We start from the raw sequence: 14941 nt of genomic DNA on the forward strand, positions 1-14941 counted from the left end.
CCGAGGCCGGTGGGGGAGTGGAGGTGGTCCGCCGGATGTCCGTGTCGGTGAACTGCACGCCGGGATGAGACGGGGAGCTGATGGAACCGATTCACGTGACGGAGTGGGATGAGACCGGGGGCGAGGGCGTCCCCGTGGTTTTCTCCCACAATATTTTCACCTGGGGCAGCGACGAGGCGTACGGCTTCGCGGCCCAGAGCCCGCTGGCCGACCGCTACCGCCTGTTGCTGGCGGACCGTCGGGGCTACGGCGCCAGCCCCGACACCGACCGCAGCGACTTCGACACCGACGCCGACGACCTGGTGGACTTGCTGGAGCGGCAGGGCGCAGGGGCGCACTTGGTCGGGCACGGCAACGGCGGCCTTGCGGCCATGCTCGCCGCCGGGCGCCGCCCCGGCCTCGTACGGTCCCTGACGCTGATCCAGCCCTCCGCGTTCTGCGCGGCCGCCGGGCACCCGGTGGTCGAGGCCATGCTGGAGCGGGTGCGGGACAGTGCGGGTGTGCCGGATTCGGTGACGCCGGAGCAGTATCTGCGCGCCTCGACGGAGGGCCTGGGCATGCCGATGCCCGATCCCACGCCGCGGCGTCTTCGTGCGGTGGCCACATCGATGCGCGAACGTCCCGTGTGGGACGCGGCCGTGCCCCTGGAACCGCTGAAGGCCGCGCCGTGGCCGACGCTTGTGATCTGCGGGACCTGGCAGGACGCGCCGGAGACGTACCGGAAGTACGCGGGCGAACCGCTGATCGCCTGTGCCGAATCCGTGGCCGACGCCCTCGACGCCCGACTGCTGCGCGTCCCCGGCTACTACCCGCACACCCAGCAATCCGCCACCGTCAACGCCGCCTTGCGCGACCTGTGGGAGACCCGGCGCTACTGACTTCGGCGTCTGAGGCTGAGGCTGGAGCGCGTGTCGGATCTGGTCGCTGCAGGTCGGTCCACGACACTCGGGGCATGAGTGCGGAGAAGGCGCCGAAGTACAGCCAGGACAGCTCCGGGCACGTGATGTTGCTGGCGGTGGTACTGACGGTCCCGGTGCTCAAGCTGGCCTGGACGCTCGGCGGCGGGAACGCCGCCCGGGACGCCCTGATCGCCATGGGACCGGGCAACTGGCCCGATGTCCTGATCGGCATGTTCCTCAACGAGCCCCTGCTGGCCACCGTGCTTGCGGTGGTCGTCTCGCGCGCCACCTACGCCTACTTCGCGGCCAAGGGCGGCGCTCTGCGCCACCAGGGCGTGCCCCTGCCTGTTACAGCGGCCGCGGCCGCCGTCGTCCCCGTCGGCCTGGCAGTGGTGATCGGCGCCTTCAACGGCTTGGCCTGGGGCCTGTTCACCGGCGTGATCGCCTATCTGCTGCGGGTGGCAGTGGTGATCGACTACACCACCGGCCGCCGTGTCCACGCGACGGGCCGGCGCAGCGGCCGCCGTGCCGAGACGCCCCTTCAGCGCGCCGCCGACGTCATCTGGATCGCCGGACTGCTGCTGGCCGGTGTCGTCTTGCCCGTGATCGCGCTCCTGGCCGCGCTGGACGGACGCGCCTGGACCAGCGTGGAGAACTGCAACGTCAACACCGGCCAGGGCATCCACCGCGCCCGTCTGATCGAACTGGAGCGACAGGGCGACGGCATCGTCGGCTGGGACGTGGCCGCCTCCGAGGTCGTCAACGGCATCAACTGCGCCGGCGACGAGAACGAGACGATCCGTCCTGCGTGGTGGCGTGAGGCCTGAGACCGGGCATCAGCCGCTGCCGGATCAGGTCAGCTCCACCAGGGCGGTGATGTCCTTGCCGGTCTGGTGGCAGGTGACGGAGACGCGAGCGGCCAGGCGGCGCACCAGCAGCCAGCCATATCCCCCCGCCCGGGACGCGCCCCCCACATCGTCATCGGGGACCACGGGCGTGCGGGTGCTGGCGTCACCGACCGCGATGGACAATCCCTCATCGGTGAGTTCCGCCGAGAAGCGGGTCAGGCCACCGCCATGGCGATAGGCGTTGGTCACCAGCTCCGTGGTCACCAGCAGTGCGTCGGCCACCACGACATCGTCCGCGCCTTCACCCTCCAGGTAGCAGAAATGAGACGACAGCAGCTTGGTGACTTCCGCACGCGCGGCGGCAGGGGTGGGGGGCACCGAAGACTCCGGGGACACGGTCGCCGCCGTCTCACCGGTGGCAGCCGTATGTGTCTCAGCCGGCGCGTCTTCCGGATGGGGGCCTTGGTCCGGTACTTCGTGGTCGATGCTCATTGCTTCGTCCACTTGCCCTGGGGAATCAGGCTCACACTCCGCATGCGTCCTTCCGGCCCCCGTGCGCGGAGAGTGATCAGCATGTGTGCGCTTCCGCGACGCTGTCGGCGAACGTGAACGTCTCACGCAGTCCGGTGACCTCGAACAGCCGGGACACCGAGGTGCTGAGTGGCCCCGCCAGAACGAGGGTGCTCCCGGCGGCGGCGAGCTTGCGCTGACCTTCCAGCAAGACGTGCAGGGCCGTGGAGTCGGCGAAGGTCACGCCGGACAGATCCACGACCGTCCGAATGCCCTCGCCCCGGGCAGCCCCGGCCAGTGCCTTGGTCAGGCCGCCGGAGTCCGACCAGTCGTCCAGGCTGCCCCCGACAGTGATCAGCACCACGTTGGCGGCCGTGGTCTCCACGTCCACCGTCAGATCGTCGTTCCCCATGCCCCGTATTTTGCCGCCCGCTCCTGCGACCGGAGGCGCCGGGGGTGGCCAGCCGCCACCAGACGCCCTCAGACCTTGCGCCAGCGGGCATTGGCCCAGGAGAAGAGGCCGAACGCCGCAAGGCCGACCGCGATCAGGACAAGAAGCCAGGGGCCGGCGGGGGTGTCGGTGAAGGAACGCAGAGTGTCGTCCATCCCCTTGGCCTTGCCGGGCTTGTGCTTCAAGGCCGCGGCGATGGCGAAACCTCCGGCGACGGCGAAGACCGCGCCTCTGCAGGCACCGCCGAACACTCCGAGGAACGTGACCGCTTTGCGGACGTTCGCCGACATCTGGGACATCTTCAGGTGCTTCTTGAACTTGCGCATGATCGCCCGGCCGGCGATCCACAGACCGGCACCGGCCACCCCGGCACCGGCGATCCCGACGATCCACTGCCCGCCCGGCCAGTCCAGGACCCTCGCCGTGATGTCCCGGGAATCCTTGTCGGAGCTCCCGCTGCCGCTGCCCTTCTCCCCGGCCGCATACGACAGCACGGAGTAGGCGACGAACCCGTAGAAGACGCAGCGGCCTGCGCCCATCGCCCGTTTGCTCGCCTTCTTGCCGTCGGGCCCCGCTTGCCCGAAGGCCGCCTCGGTCAGCCGCCACAGGGCCATCCCCACCAGCGCCGCGCCCAGCAGCCACAGCAAAACGGTGCCGAAGGGCTTCTCGGCTATCTCCGCGACGGCGCCGCCCCGGTCTGCCTGCTGACCGCCTCCGTCAGCGAAAGCGATCCTGAGCGAGAGCGCACCGATGAGCAGGTAGATGACCCCGCGGGCCACGAACCCCGCACGGGCCGCGCCCTCGATTGCCGTGCTGTTCGCCGCGCGCCGGGCCTGTCTGCGCCCTCGTTTTGTTGCTGATCCAGTTGCCATGCTCGTCTTTTGCCCCCTGGGGGGTATGCGATGTCTGGATCGAGTCCTCTCAATTTTTTTGTCTTTCCGTCCGTCCTCCAGGAAGGTGCATCCATGACCCGCACGCAAGACGCCCTCGCAGACACCGCCCATACGCCCGCAGCCGCCCGGCCGGCACCCTCGGCCGAGGCCAGGGACGAGGCTTGGGACGAGAAGGAAAGAGGCGTCCTTGACGAGCGGTCCCGGCGCGCCAGACGTCGGCTGGAAAGACTCATAGGGGTAGCCGCGACCGAAGGCAACGCGCTGATCCCGCTGCGCAACGGCGACGAGATCTTCGCAGCGATGCTGGACGGCATCCGCTCCGCGCAGCACACCGTGGACATGATGACGTTCGTGTACTGGAAGGGCGAGATCGCGCAGCACTTCGCCGACGCCCTGGCCGAACGGGCACGCCAGGGGGTGCGGGTGCGCCTCATGCTGGACGGCTTCGGCAGCCGGCTCATCGAGAAGGAGCAGCTGGAGGTGATGGAGCGGGCCGGTGTGCAGGTGGCCTGGTTCCGCAAACCGCTCTACCTGTCACCGCTGAAGCAAAACCACCGCTGCCACCGCAAGGTCCTGGTCGTCGACGAAGTGACCGCGTTCACCGGCGGGGTCGGCATCGCCGAGGAGTGGTGCGGCGATGCCCGTAATCCCGACGAGTGGCGCGACACGCACGTGGAGGTGCGCGGGCCCGCCGTGGACGGACTGGCCGCGGCGTTCGCCCAGAACTGGGCCGAGTGCCACGACGAACTCTTCGACGAACGCGACCGGTTCATCGACCACACCCCGCACGGCGAGGCCGTCGTGCAGGTCGTACGGGGCTCGGCCAGTTTCGGCTGGCAGGACATGCAGACCCTGCTCCGGGTGGCGATCGAGTCGGCGGAGGAGCGGATCCGGCTCGCCACCGCCTACTTCGCGCCCGATGACTATTTCATCGGGCTGCTGTGCGCCGCCGCGCGCCGCGGCGTCGAGGTCGAGATCCTGCTGCCGGGCGCGCACACCGACAAGCGGGTCTGCCAGCTGGCCGGCCAGCGCTACTACGAAGACCTCACCGCTTGCGGCGTGAAGGTCTTCGAGTACCAGCCGACGATGCTCCACACCAAGGTCATCACCGTCGACAGAATCATGGCGCTGACCGGGTCGACGAACTTCAACCGCCGCTCGCTCGACCACGACGAAGAGGTCATGCTCGCCGTCCTGGACCACACGTTCACCGCGACGCTCGACAGCCATTTCACCGAGGATCTCGAGCGCAGCGAGCTCATCAGCCGCGGACGCTGGAAGCGCCGCTCGCCCCTTCAGCGCGCCAGGGAAGCAGCTGTCGTGCCCTTCCGCCGCTTCCTCTGACCCACCGGTCGGGCGGCCGCTACTTGCGCACGTGGAAGCGCAGCATGGTGACCCCGCCCGACTGGATGTTGTCGAACGGCTCCAGGTCGATCCGGTCCAGGCCCGGCGGTGCGAATCGGACGCCGTCGCCCAGCAGCACCGGCAGCACGTACACCAGGATCTCGTCGACGAGGCCGCGTCGCAGGCACTGGGCGGCTGTGTCGGCGCCGAGGATCTCCAGGTTCTTGTCGCCGGCGGCGCGGCGTGCCGTGGCCACGGCCTCCTCGATGTCGCAGGTGAGGAAGGTGACGTTGGGGTCCGGCTCGTCGGGCGGGCGGTGGGTGAGGACGAACCGCGCGCCGCCGTCGTAGTCGGGGTTCTCGTCGTTCTCGTCGGACATGCGCTTGCCGACCTCGTACGTGCCCCGGCCGATGAGCATGGCGCCCGTGGCGGCCATGACCTCCGGGAACGTCGCCGACGTCATGTGCTCGAAGATCCAGTCCATCGTGTGGCCGGGACCGGCGATGAACCCGTCCAGGGACATTACCCTGTTCACGACCACGTTGCCGGTGCTCGCATCCGTCATGCGTCTTCTCCAAGCAGGTGGAGGGCCGGGATCGCATCATAGGTCGGCGGGCAACATCTTCTCCGGCAACAGCCACGACTTCTTCGCGGCGCTGCTGACTCTGCGGACCAGAGTCACGTCCGTGTTCACGGTTCACGGGCGGTCACTCACTGCAGGGCTCCTGCGCGGCGGCCCTCGGTGAGCAGCGCTTCCACCAGTTGCGATTTCACGCCCGGTGCCAGGAACGTGAGGGGTTTGGCGGTCTGGTTCCGGTGGATCTCCATGCGGTGCGCTCCCATGTAGAGGTCCACGACCGTTGTCTGCTGGATACCGGTCACGTTGCTCCAGGCCACGGAATCGCTCACCCGGCCGAAGCGGTTGGTCACGGCTACCCCCTCCGCCAGGAGGTAGCACCGGTTCATGCCGAGCCGGGCGGTCAGCAGACGCCATCCGAACGTCACGGTGTAGACCGCGATCACCACCGCCGTCGTCCAGGCGAGGTTCCCGTCGACCTGGTCGGGGGTGAACACGGTGAAACCGGCCATGACGACCCAGGTGATCAGCAGGAATCCCCGGAGTATCTGCAGCAGGGTGCCCGCGAACGGGGTCATGAGGTGGTAGTCCCCTCGGATCGGACCGAGGCCCAGTCCGGACACGCGAGTGCGCACGATTCCCCCATCAGCCAGATCCGGTCCGAGCCCTGAGGTGCGGTCGGCAAGGCAGGGCATACCCCTGCGCGCGGGGGATCGAACAGGCTCGGCCTGGATCGGGTCGGCTGGCCCCCGGCGCAGGGGCATGATCGGTGACCGGGGCCCGTCGAACGTGCTCATGGTGCAGAACGAGCGCGACCCTGGCACACCGCTGGCCGGCGCGCAGAAGCTGCGGAAGGCGTTCGGCAAGCGGGCCGTGATGGTCACCGCCGACCAGGGCGGCCACGGCCTCTACCCGAACACCCTCAACACCTGCGCGAACGACGCGGTGACCACGTACCTGGCCACCGGGAAGCGTCCGGCCCGTGACCTGGCCTGCGCCGCAGAGCAGCCGAGCGGGCAGCCCGGCACCTGACGGGGGAGGGTGCATGCTCCGAACCCGGCACGGGGCAATCCGGTCGGGCGGTGCCTCGGCCCGCAGCCCGGGCGACAGCTTTTCCCGACTGCGTGTGCGCACCGGGGTGGATGATACGCGGGCGCCGACCGGCGCGGTCGAGTGTCGTACTCGACATATGGTCGGGGTGGTGCTTCACTCGTGACATGGCATCAATTCGTCTGACGCGTACGACACTTGAGGTGATCAAGGTGTTGATGGCGTCCACGCCCGACGATCCGGCATGGGGACTGAAGATCTGTGAGGAGGCCGACCTCGGGTCCGGGACGGTCTATCCCATCCTCGAGCGTCTGGTCGACGCGGGATGGATCACCCGGTACGAGGAGACGGCCGAGCACCCCGGGCGGCCGAAGCGGTTCTACTACGAACTCACTGCCGCCGGCCAGCGTGCGGCCCAGCAGGCCAGGGAGCGCAAGCCCCGGCTCTTCGGACTGCACTCAGCGACCGAAGGGGGCACGGCGTGAGCGCCGACGAGCGACCCCCGGAGGAAGCCGGTGCCGGTATGGCGGCCGTGGTTGCTGTGCTGGCACCGGTGCTGGCCGGCGCACTGGCAGCCGGAATGCTGCTCGTCGGCTACATCCTCAGAATGCTCGTCCCGGAATCGGGGACTACCCAGATCCTGCTCACCGGGGGCTGGCTTTTCGGCGCTGTCACGGCGGCCGCGATCCTGGTCGGCGCGGTCGGCCTGCTGGTGACCGCCCTGCGCAACGGCGCGCAGGCGGCGGAGGAACAGCCCGAAGCCCCTGCGACGCGCAACGACGCTCCGGGCAGCAGGGCAGGCCGGCGGACTCTCAACTTCGCTTCCGTTGTCGCCGGCGGCCGCCGAGCACACCTCCGCGATGAATGGGCCGCAGTCCTCGCCGGCGACCCCGAGAACGGCCTCGTCCTCTCCCGGCGCCGCAGGATGCGCTACGCCACGGGCTTCCTCTGGGCAGCGCTTCGGATGAGGCTCAGCGACCTTGTCGCTCCCTTGTGGATGCCGGTGGACTGGCTGCTGTCGGTGGAGTCACGTACACACGGGTTCATCGCGATGGCCGTCGGTGCACAGCTCCTGTACATCCAGCACGAGGACGGATTGCACGCCCTTGTCACCGAGGGCTGGGGCTGGTGCGCCGGCTGCGGAATCGCGCTGCGGCTGTTCGCCGGCTGGCTGCGCGGGGTTCGCGGCATCGAACTCGCTGAGACGGACAGCAAGCCGCGGAAGCAGTAGCCACAGCTCACCACGAACGCCGTCAGACGGCGCCCGCATCGCGGCTGTCCAGCAGGCCGACTCGGACAGCGGGCGCCAATTGCAACAGCCGTGCGATCAAGCCTGGTTGAAGCCCCCCGGCTGAAGCGGCCGGGCGGGTGCCGCACGGCGCGTGCCCGTGCGTGCTTGGCGTTTCCGGGACTGTGTACGGCGGGATGGATGATCGGGTCGGTGCCGACTGGCGGGCTGCCGCTGTGTCTTGCAGGGCGGCGCGTTCTTCGGCGCTGGAGCGCCGGGGTGCGGGGTCGGGGTCTGGCTGCGGGGCGCCGCGGCCTTGTTCAAGGCTGTGTGTTGTCCCCGGCCTGGCGTCTGGTCCGGCGCGGTGGTTTTTGGCCTGGTGCGTTTCCGCTGGGGCGGGTGGCCCGGGCTGTTTGTGCCGGGGCCTGGTCCAGCGGGTCGAGCCGGTCCTCGATGATGGCCCGCGCGACGGCGTCAGCGGTGCGCCGGTGGGAGCGGGCGTAGCTGCGCAGGTGGGTGAATGCTTCGTCGACGGTGAGGTGGTGCCGGGCGGCCAGGATGCCTTTGGCCTGCTCGATGACCACGCGCGTGGCCAGTGCGGTGGTCAGCTGACCCGCCCGGGTGTGTTCGCGTACGGCTTCGTCCTGCAAGGACAGCAGGTGCGCGGTCATGTCGGCCAGGGCGCGGGCACCGGAGAGTGCCTGTTCGCCTCCGTCGCCGCGTGCGCCGTCGAGCAGCAGCAGCGCGCCGACCGGGCCGTCAGGGCCGTCCAGGGGCAGGGCGGTGACCCGGCTGTAGCCGAGCTGCGCGGCCTGCGGCGCCCAGCGCGGCCATCTTCGGCGGGCCGCGGCTGTGGTCACCTTCATGTCGAGCAGCGCGCAGCCCGATACCTGCGTGTCGTGCCCGGGCCCCTCGCCCCAGGTGCAGGCGTTCAGAGCCAGGGCACGCAGGGCCTCGCTGGTCCCCAGAACCTGTACTTCCGAGCGGTTGGGCGGGGCGTAGCGTACGACGGCTGCGTGCGCTGAAAGGGCGCGCCGTCCCGAGTCGGCACAAGCGATCAGGACGCGCTCCCCGTCCAGGGGGCGTGCGCTGGCGAGCTGGGCCAACTGGACCAGGGCCGCGGTGAGTTCCGCTTCTGCCAGCACACCATCACCAAAGCCCTGTCGACCGAGTCGTACGCGGACTTCAACCCTACCGGTGTGTGGGCTGCGCGATAGCGGATCCGGACGCTCCTGGGCGCTTCTGGCCGGGGCCGGGGATGCCGCCTGCAGGCCGGATGCGGTCCGATACCCTCTGCGGATCCGGTCCGCGCACCGCGTGCTCGGGCAGGTCAGAGGGTGTAAAAGCGCTTTGGAATATGCCTAGTGGATGAGCGCTTGCCACATTTGGCTGAAATCGTTTGGTAGTTGATCGGATGCTGTGTGCGCGGCACCCGGCTTACCGGCGTGCTTCCGGACCCGGGTCGGCTGGATTGGATGTCCACTGTGCCGAGCCGCGACAGTTGGCTGGTCGGCATCCTCCTCGCTCGCCTGTGCCAAGATTCGGGGGTGGAGATGACCGACGTCATACGCGCGATCGCGGCTGCGACGTCGATCGCCGCGTCGCTCGACCTGCCAGCCGACGACGCAATCGTTCTGCACAACTCGAACAAGCTCGCACTGCGGCTGACGCCGTGCGACGTCTTTGCCCGGGTCGCTCCCATGGGACAAGAGGTGGCACAGTTCGAAGTCGAGCTGGCTCAGCGGCTCGCCGAGGTCGGGTGCCCGGTGTGTCCCTTGGAGCCTCGGGCGGACGCTCGTGTGTATAGGCGCGATGGCTTCGCGGTAACGCTGTGGACCTTCCACGAGCCCGCGACACCTCACACCGCGCCAGTCGACTACGCCAAGGCGCTGGAGCAGCTGCACGCCGGCATGCGCAAGGTCGATGTGCCGAGCCCGAGGTTCACGGAGCGGATCACGGAGGCGGAAGAAGTTGTCGCCGACCCGGATCGCTCGCCGGAACTCGCCGACGCGGACCGCGATTTCCTCAGCGGGCGGCTGGCAGGCCTGAGACGAGCGATCGAGGACCGCGGCGCCGTGGAACAGCTGCTCCACGGCGAGCCGCATCCCGGCAATGTGCTCAGCACGAAGAGCGGCCTGTTGTTCATCGACCTCGAGACGTGCTGCCGCGGCCCCGTCGAGTTCGATCTCGCCCACGTACCCGAGGCGGTCTGCGAGCACTACCCGAACGTCGACCAAGAGCTGCTGGACGAGTGCCGACAGCTCGTCATCGCGATGGTCGCAGCATGGCGTTGGGAGCTTGGCGACCAGTTTCCGAACGGAAGGCTTTTCGGAGAGGAATTCCTGCGCTTGCTACGCGCGGGGCCTCCTTGGCCGACACTCGACTCCGTGAACAGGCGCCTGGACGGTCCGTAGAGATCACCGAAGGTCACGTGAGAGCGGCAGGGAACCAAGCGACGCGCCTGTCTGCGCTCTGACCCATCCGCGCCGGCCCGGCTGACGCCCTGGACCACGGCTGCGGTGCCAACACCTCCAGCATGCTGATCCCGCACGACTGGGTTGACTGTCACAGAAACTGTCGCAGAAGTCGACACGGCTGAGTTCGTTGCCAATCGCCTCAATTGGATGACCAAGGACATGTGCCCCGATGCTGGGGTCTGTCGGCGCGCGACGTGCTCAAGCGCACTCTCTTGGCCTGGGAACGGTCGGCGACCGTGGCACGGGCGCTGATGGATCTTGACGAGGTGGTTGAGCACCGGACGCTGCTGAAGGACGAGTAGGCGCTCGTGGCGGGCGAGCGGCCAGGGCCCGTACGGCACTGGGCGAGGCCGCGACGGCGTTACGGCTGGTGCAGGGCGTGCGCGGCCGAGCGCGGATGTGACTTTCGATTGCTTGGTTCCAGTGACCTTTGTCCCGTCGATAGCGTTCCTGATGCGTCATGTGTCCATGGAATGATCATTTGCGACCTGCCGTCACCTTTCGATCGCAGTGACGGCTGAACATTCATGGGGGACACGATGAAGCTTTCCGTTGACAGGGCATCGGCGCTGACCGGCATAGCGGCGGTGGCCGCCTCCGCAGTGCTCGTCACCGCGGTTCCGGCGTTCGCCGGTTCGAGCCGACCCGGGCCCGACGCGGACGCCGCGGCGTCCGTTGTGGAGAGCGCCACCGGAACCGCCGGCCTGACCAGCCCGCGGACGGGTGAGGGCGGCCTGGTCGCGGACGCGGCGGGAACCCGCGTGGAGATGCCTGCCACCGGCTCCGGCGCGATCTCCGTGACCGACCCCGAGGGGACTCGTGTGGGTATCGGCCTGCCGGGTTCGGGTGCCGCGTCGGCAAGCGTCACGCCCAACGGCACCGTGATGTACACCCGGCCCGAGGGGCCCGTCGACTTGGCCGCTCAGGTCGGCCGGGACGGCAGCGCGAGCACTCTGATCACTTTGAAGAACGCGTCGGCGCCCACCGAGTACCGCTTCCCGCTGGACCTGCCCAGTGGTGCCCACGCCGCGCTTCTGGACGAAGGGGGCGTCGTGGTCGGCGACAGCGCCGGCGAGATGGTCGGCCTCTTCGACACCCCCTGGGCCAGGGACGCCAACGGCAAGCCGGTGCCCACCGGCTACCGGCTTGAGGGCGACACCCTCATCCAGACCATCCGGACGGACGCATCGACCGCCTACCCTGTCGTCGCCGACCCCAAGTGGTGGGACAAGACCAAGGAGATCGCCGGCGGCATGGTCAGCGACACCTGGAACTCTATGAAGTGCGGCGCCGCGCTCGCCGCGGCCTTCGCCCCGGGCAAGGCCGCCTTCAAGGTGATCAAGAACGCCGGTGGCGTCAAGAAGGTCCTGGCCACCCTCGCCAGCGTGGACACCAAGAAGGGCGCCATGGCCGCACTCGGATCCGGCGGATCCACGCTGTTCGGGATCAAGTCCGTCAAGAAGGCCTGCTATGACGGCCTGAAGTAGACATCATCTCTTCCCCCCATTTCTCCCCCGAGGGATTGCTGTGAACACCCAGAACACCGACGCCGCAGGCCGGCGTACCGTCCCCTGGCGCGGGGCGGCGATGCTCGCCTTCGGCTACGCCGTCTTCTACATGCCTCTGGCCTACTTCATCGACCATCCGATCAGCCTGCACTGGTTGGTATGGCCCGTCGTGGCAGTGGCCGGCCTGACCTTCGCCGCCGACTTGAAGGGCATCGGCGACCGCCCCTGGTTCGTCAGGACGATGTTCGTGCTCATCGTCGTGGTCGCGATCGTCGGCGCCGTCCTGTCCTGACATCCGTTACGTACGGCAACTGCACGGCCCAGTGCGCCCCTTGGTACGCCCGCGGGGGAGTAGCGGTGCACTGGGCGAGGCCTGTGCCCAGCTGGGGACCTCACGAGTCGAGGTTGTGGTGGTGCACGACCTGGTGAGCAAGGTTCGCCAGGAGCAGGTGCGTCCGGCGGCAGTGTTCGTGCAGGAGGAACAGTGCTTGCTCGGGGGTGCAACGGAAGCGGGCAGCAAGGATGTCCTTGGCCTCCTCGATCAGCGCAGCCGACTGCACCGAAGGTTCCACCGCCGTGTCGGCATCGTTGGGAACGCGCGGTGCGATCAAGGGCGTGCCCGCCCGCATGGCCCGGGCGGAGACCCGCATCGAGATGGCCTGCAGCCGCATCTCGACGGCCACCGTTCCCTTGCGCACCGCCCACTGGTGCAGGGCGGCGGCCCTGATGGACTGCTCCATGCGCGACAGGGCCCGCTGATCCCACCAAGCGGGTTCACTCGGTACAGCTTCACGCACTGACACGACCTCACCTCGCCCCTCTGCTGGAAGGCTCCGAGTGCTACCTGAGTTCCGCGCCCCGGCGAGTAGAAACCCCCACTTGCCACCGAACTCGGCTCGACAGCCTGCTTTCAGCCCGGCCTTGGCGTGCCTGCTCTGTTGAGGCGGCTGGTGCGAGCTACTCCTGAATGGGCGCCGTCACCGTCCTCACGCTGATCGGCGCTGTCCTCGCCGGTGTCTGCGCCTGTCGCAGGCGGCTTTCGACAGACGGCGACTCACACCGGGCGAATTTGTCTCGCTGTTCATCCGGCCACGGGTCGGTCCGGTAGCGGCCCCAAGAGAGCCTCATCGGCAGCCAGTTGTCGGTACGGTGCCCTGCATGAGCGAAGACGTACGGCGGGTGGAGGCGGCGTGGGCCCGGCTCGAGCGGTGGTTGGCCGGGCACGCGCCACGGTCGCACCAAAGTCTGCTGCCGCCGGCGTCCGAGGAGGAGATCGGTGCGGCGGATGCGGAGCTGCGCCGGCAGCTGGGCTTCGGGCTTCCGGTGGAGCTGGCTGCCCTGTGGCGGCTGTGCGGGGGAGTGGAGCACCAGGTCATCGAGGAAGACGAACAAGGCGAGGTCGGCTCCGGGGCGGTCTTGCCCGGCGGGATCATCCTGTCCCCGGACCAGGCGCTGGGGCCCCGCCTCCCCGGCATGGGGCAAAAGGATCCCTGGGACGGTCTGGCCGGGGTGCCGTGGCTGACCGCTGACGAGGCCGGGCCCGAATCCGGTCACTGGGTGTCCGATGACGGGATGGGCCACTGGTATCTGAGCGAGCCGCCGGACGGCCCCCAGTTTCCGTCGATGGCCGACTACTTCGACGAAGTGTTCCGCACCCTCACCGAGGGGCCGGCCGACCGGATGGGATCTGATGTGCCCGGCCTGGTGTGGGGCTGCCTGATCTGGGACGACCCGACACGGGAACCGGCGCACCGGACTCTGGACGAGGCGTCCACCTACTGGCGGCCGGTGCACTGACCGTGCCGGGGCCCCGCCGCCTGTGCGCCGACGACCTGCTCGGTGTCTCGCGGGGGCCGCGCTGGGGCAGGCCCTCAAGGAGGACCCGCAATGTAGCTCTGCCGCCGCGCACGCAGCCCATGACGCGGACCCCTTCCGGTGCGTGAACGGGCCCCGCCGCGCGGGTGGGCCGCAGGCCGGCTGAAGCCCCCGCCGAGCCAGCCCCGGTGCGTCTGTGCCCGCAAGCCGCGAGGACGCGTCGAGCACCCGCCTCCGCCCGCCGATGACATGGTCCACGACACCGGCTGTGCCCGTGTCGTGCGGCGGGGATTCGAAGGTGCCGGTGCGGGGTGACGTCTTGGATGTGAAGGTATGCATGGCGGCAGAACCTGGGAATCGCCTCGGCCGACGGGGGCGGGCGATCTTCACCGTGGACACCCATGGACACCCGCCGACAGCCGCATGGGCACGGCAACTCGCCCGCCCGCCAGCCCACTTCACCGGCACGCTTCACGATGCACGGGTCTGGGTGGTCAGGGCCGTACCACCGACTGTCCGAAGAAGCGCGGCGGTGCACCCTGCCCACGCGCGGTCGGCGTCAGTCGATGTAGCCGGGCGACCCGCTCAGCGCCCGGGTCTTGTCGCCGTCACCGTCGCTGTTGATGTTGTAGATGATCTTTCCGTCGGCGGTCCACGTGCCTCCGCCGCTAGTGGTCGAGTCCGTGTTCAGGTCGCATTGGCCCGAGATGATGTTGGGTATGCCGCTGGGCTAGAAGGACTTGCCGGTGCTGGCCCGGGCTCCTGGCCGTGATGCGGTGCAGGGCGCTGCTCGCTCAGTCGCGGCTTGTGTTCTGTTTCCTGGACCAAGCGGTGGCGTCAGCTCCGTAGCGAGTAAGCAGACGTGCGAACTGGATGCGCTCCTCCGGCGACCAGGCGACGGTGATCTCCTGGAACGCCTTGCGCTGTTCGGCGGCGAAGCGGTTGCGTTCGGCCTCGCCGTGCTCGGTGAGTTCGAGGACGGTGCGGCGTCCGTCGGCCTGGGACGCCGCACGGCGCAGCAGCCCGTCCTCGATGCAGGCAGCGACGGTCCGGCTGGCCACCGGCTGGGCGACGCCCATCTCGGCGGCGAGGCCACCGACGGTCGTCTCGCCCGGCGCGTCGGCGATCACATTGAGTACCAGGTTGCGGGAGAGGTCCTTGCTCGATGCCGGTGCGCGTCGTCGCAGACGTGACAGTGCCGGGCCGATCTGGTCCAGCGCCAGGTCGTCGGACGGCTGCTCGGAGGAAGACGCGCTGCTCATGCGACCGATTCTAGGCCCGGCTCGCACATTTGCATACCGCCAGGCAAGTGCATAGCATTAGGTATGTAAATCTTGGACG

General features: G+C 69.0%; 16 protein-coding genes and 2 pseudogenes. 10 read left to right on the forward strand and 8 right to left on the reverse strand.

What is annotated here, in order from left to right; genetic code table 11:
- Positions 1-80: 80 nt before the first annotated feature.
- The gene (locus ABZ906_RS20545) at positions 81-878 is read left to right on the forward strand and encodes an alpha/beta hydrolase (protein ID WP_361384392.1); all 798 of its coding nucleotides are present in this window, start codon (positions 81-83) and stop codon (positions 876-878) included.
- 74 nt (positions 879-952) lie between these two features.
- A complete protein-coding gene (locus ABZ906_RS20550) occupies positions 953-1726 on the forward strand; it encodes a hypothetical protein (RefSeq protein ID WP_361384395.1) in 774 nt (257 codons plus the stop codon).
- Between the two features lie 24 nt (positions 1727-1750).
- Here the strand turns inward: ABZ906_RS20550 and ABZ906_RS20555 are convergent, their stop codons facing one another.
- The 3 genes from ABZ906_RS20555 to ABZ906_RS20565 all read right to left on the reverse strand — a co-directional run bounded on the left by ABZ906_RS20555 (position 1751) and on the right by ABZ906_RS20565 (position 3580).
- Positions 1751-2239 (reverse strand): ATP-binding protein, encoded by a 489-nt coding sequence (locus ABZ906_RS20555; protein ID WP_361384398.1) that lies wholly within the window; start codon positions 2237-2239, stop codon positions 1751-1753.
- Between the two features lie 76 nt (positions 2240-2315).
- Entirely contained in the window at positions 2316-2669 is a 354-nt protein-coding gene (locus tag ABZ906_RS20560; RefSeq protein WP_361384401.1) for an STAS domain-containing protein, read from the reverse strand.
- 68 nt (positions 2670-2737) lie between these two features.
- Positions 2738-3580 carry a DUF1206 domain-containing protein gene (locus ABZ906_RS20565; RefSeq protein WP_361201084.1) on the reverse strand — a complete coding sequence of 281 codons (843 nt, stop codon included), beginning with the start codon at positions 3578-3580 and terminating at the stop codon, positions 2738-2740.
- Between the two features lie 93 nt (positions 3581-3673).
- Between ABZ906_RS20565 and ABZ906_RS20570 the strand changes: the two genes are divergently transcribed.
- Entirely contained in the window at positions 3674-4945 is a 1272-nt protein-coding gene (locus ABZ906_RS20570) for a phospholipase D-like domain-containing protein (RefSeq protein WP_361384404.1), read from the forward strand.
- 19 nt (positions 4946-4964) lie between these two features.
- Here ABZ906_RS20570 and ABZ906_RS20575 read toward each other — a convergent pair whose 3' ends face one another.
- A complete protein-coding gene (locus ABZ906_RS20575) occupies positions 4965-5510 on the reverse strand; it encodes a dihydrofolate reductase family protein (RefSeq protein WP_361384407.1) in 546 nt (181 codons plus the stop codon).
- 146 nt (positions 5511-5656) lie between these two features.
- Complete coding sequence (locus ABZ906_RS20580) at positions 5657-6100, reverse strand: hypothetical protein (RefSeq protein ID WP_361201090.1); 444 nt, start codon at positions 6098-6100, stop codon at positions 5657-5659.
- A 163-nt stretch (positions 6101-6263) separates the two neighbouring features.
- On the opposite strand from ABZ906_RS20580, the pseudogene ABZ906_RS20585 reads away from it, so the two are divergent.
- From ABZ906_RS20585 to ABZ906_RS20595, 3 genes and pseudogenes are all read left to right on the forward strand, one after another.
- Positions 6264-6554 (forward strand): annotated as a pseudogene (locus tag ABZ906_RS20585) (alpha/beta hydrolase); the annotation flags it as partial.
- A 185-nt stretch (positions 6555-6739) separates the two neighbouring features.
- A complete protein-coding gene (locus ABZ906_RS20590; protein ID WP_361201092.1) occupies positions 6740-7057 on the forward strand; it encodes a helix-turn-helix transcriptional regulator in 318 nt (105 codons plus the stop codon).
- Positions 7058-7077: 20 nt separating this feature from the next.
- Positions 7078-7302: pseudogene (locus ABZ906_RS20595) on the forward strand (hypothetical protein); the annotation flags it as partial.
- Between the two features lie 818 nt (positions 7303-8120).
- Here ABZ906_RS20595 and ABZ906_RS20600 read toward each other — a convergent pair.
- Complete coding sequence (locus tag ABZ906_RS20600; protein WP_361384410.1) at positions 8121-8945, reverse strand: ANTAR domain-containing protein; 825 nt, start codon at positions 8943-8945, stop codon at positions 8121-8123.
- 408 nt (positions 8946-9353) lie between these two features.
- Between ABZ906_RS20600 and ABZ906_RS20605 the strand changes: the two genes are divergently transcribed.
- From ABZ906_RS20605 to ABZ906_RS20615, 3 genes are all read left to right on the forward strand, one after another.
- Positions 9354-10214 carry an aminoglycoside phosphotransferase family protein gene (locus ABZ906_RS20605; protein ID WP_361384868.1) on the forward strand — a complete coding sequence of 287 codons (861 nt, stop codon included), beginning with the start codon at positions 9354-9356 and terminating at the stop codon, positions 10212-10214.
- A gap of 602 nt (positions 10215-10816) precedes the next feature.
- Complete coding sequence (locus ABZ906_RS20610; protein ID WP_361384413.1) at positions 10817-11764, forward strand: hypothetical protein; 948 nt, start codon at positions 10817-10819, stop codon at positions 11762-11764.
- 40 nt (positions 11765-11804) lie between these two features.
- Complete coding sequence (locus ABZ906_RS20615; protein WP_361201098.1) at positions 11805-12077, forward strand: hypothetical protein; 273 nt, start codon at positions 11805-11807, stop codon at positions 12075-12077.
- 100 nt (positions 12078-12177) lie between these two features.
- On the opposite strand, the gene ABZ906_RS20620 is transcribed toward ABZ906_RS20615, so the two are convergent.
- A complete protein-coding gene (locus ABZ906_RS20620; protein ID WP_361201100.1) occupies positions 12178-12525 on the reverse strand; it encodes an ANTAR domain-containing protein in 348 nt (115 codons plus the stop codon).
- A 418-nt stretch (positions 12526-12943) separates the two neighbouring features.
- Between ABZ906_RS20620 and ABZ906_RS20625 the strand changes: the two genes are divergently transcribed.
- Entirely contained in the window at positions 12944-13582 is a 639-nt protein-coding gene (locus ABZ906_RS20625) for a hypothetical protein (RefSeq protein WP_361201102.1), read from the forward strand.
- A gap of 812 nt (positions 13583-14394) precedes the next feature.
- On the opposite strand, the gene ABZ906_RS20630 is transcribed toward ABZ906_RS20625, so the two are convergent.
- On the reverse strand, positions 14395-14862 hold the full coding sequence (locus ABZ906_RS20630) for a MarR family winged helix-turn-helix transcriptional regulator (protein WP_361201104.1): 468 nt from the start codon (positions 14860-14862) through the stop codon (positions 14395-14397).
- Positions 14863-14941: the final 79 nt, after the last annotated feature.

Origin of the sequence: Streptomyces sp. NPDC046925, assembly GCF_040644915.1 — a bacterium.
In the GTDB taxonomy this organism is placed as follows: domain Bacteria; phylum Actinomycetota; class Actinomycetes; order Streptomycetales; family Streptomycetaceae; genus Streptomyces.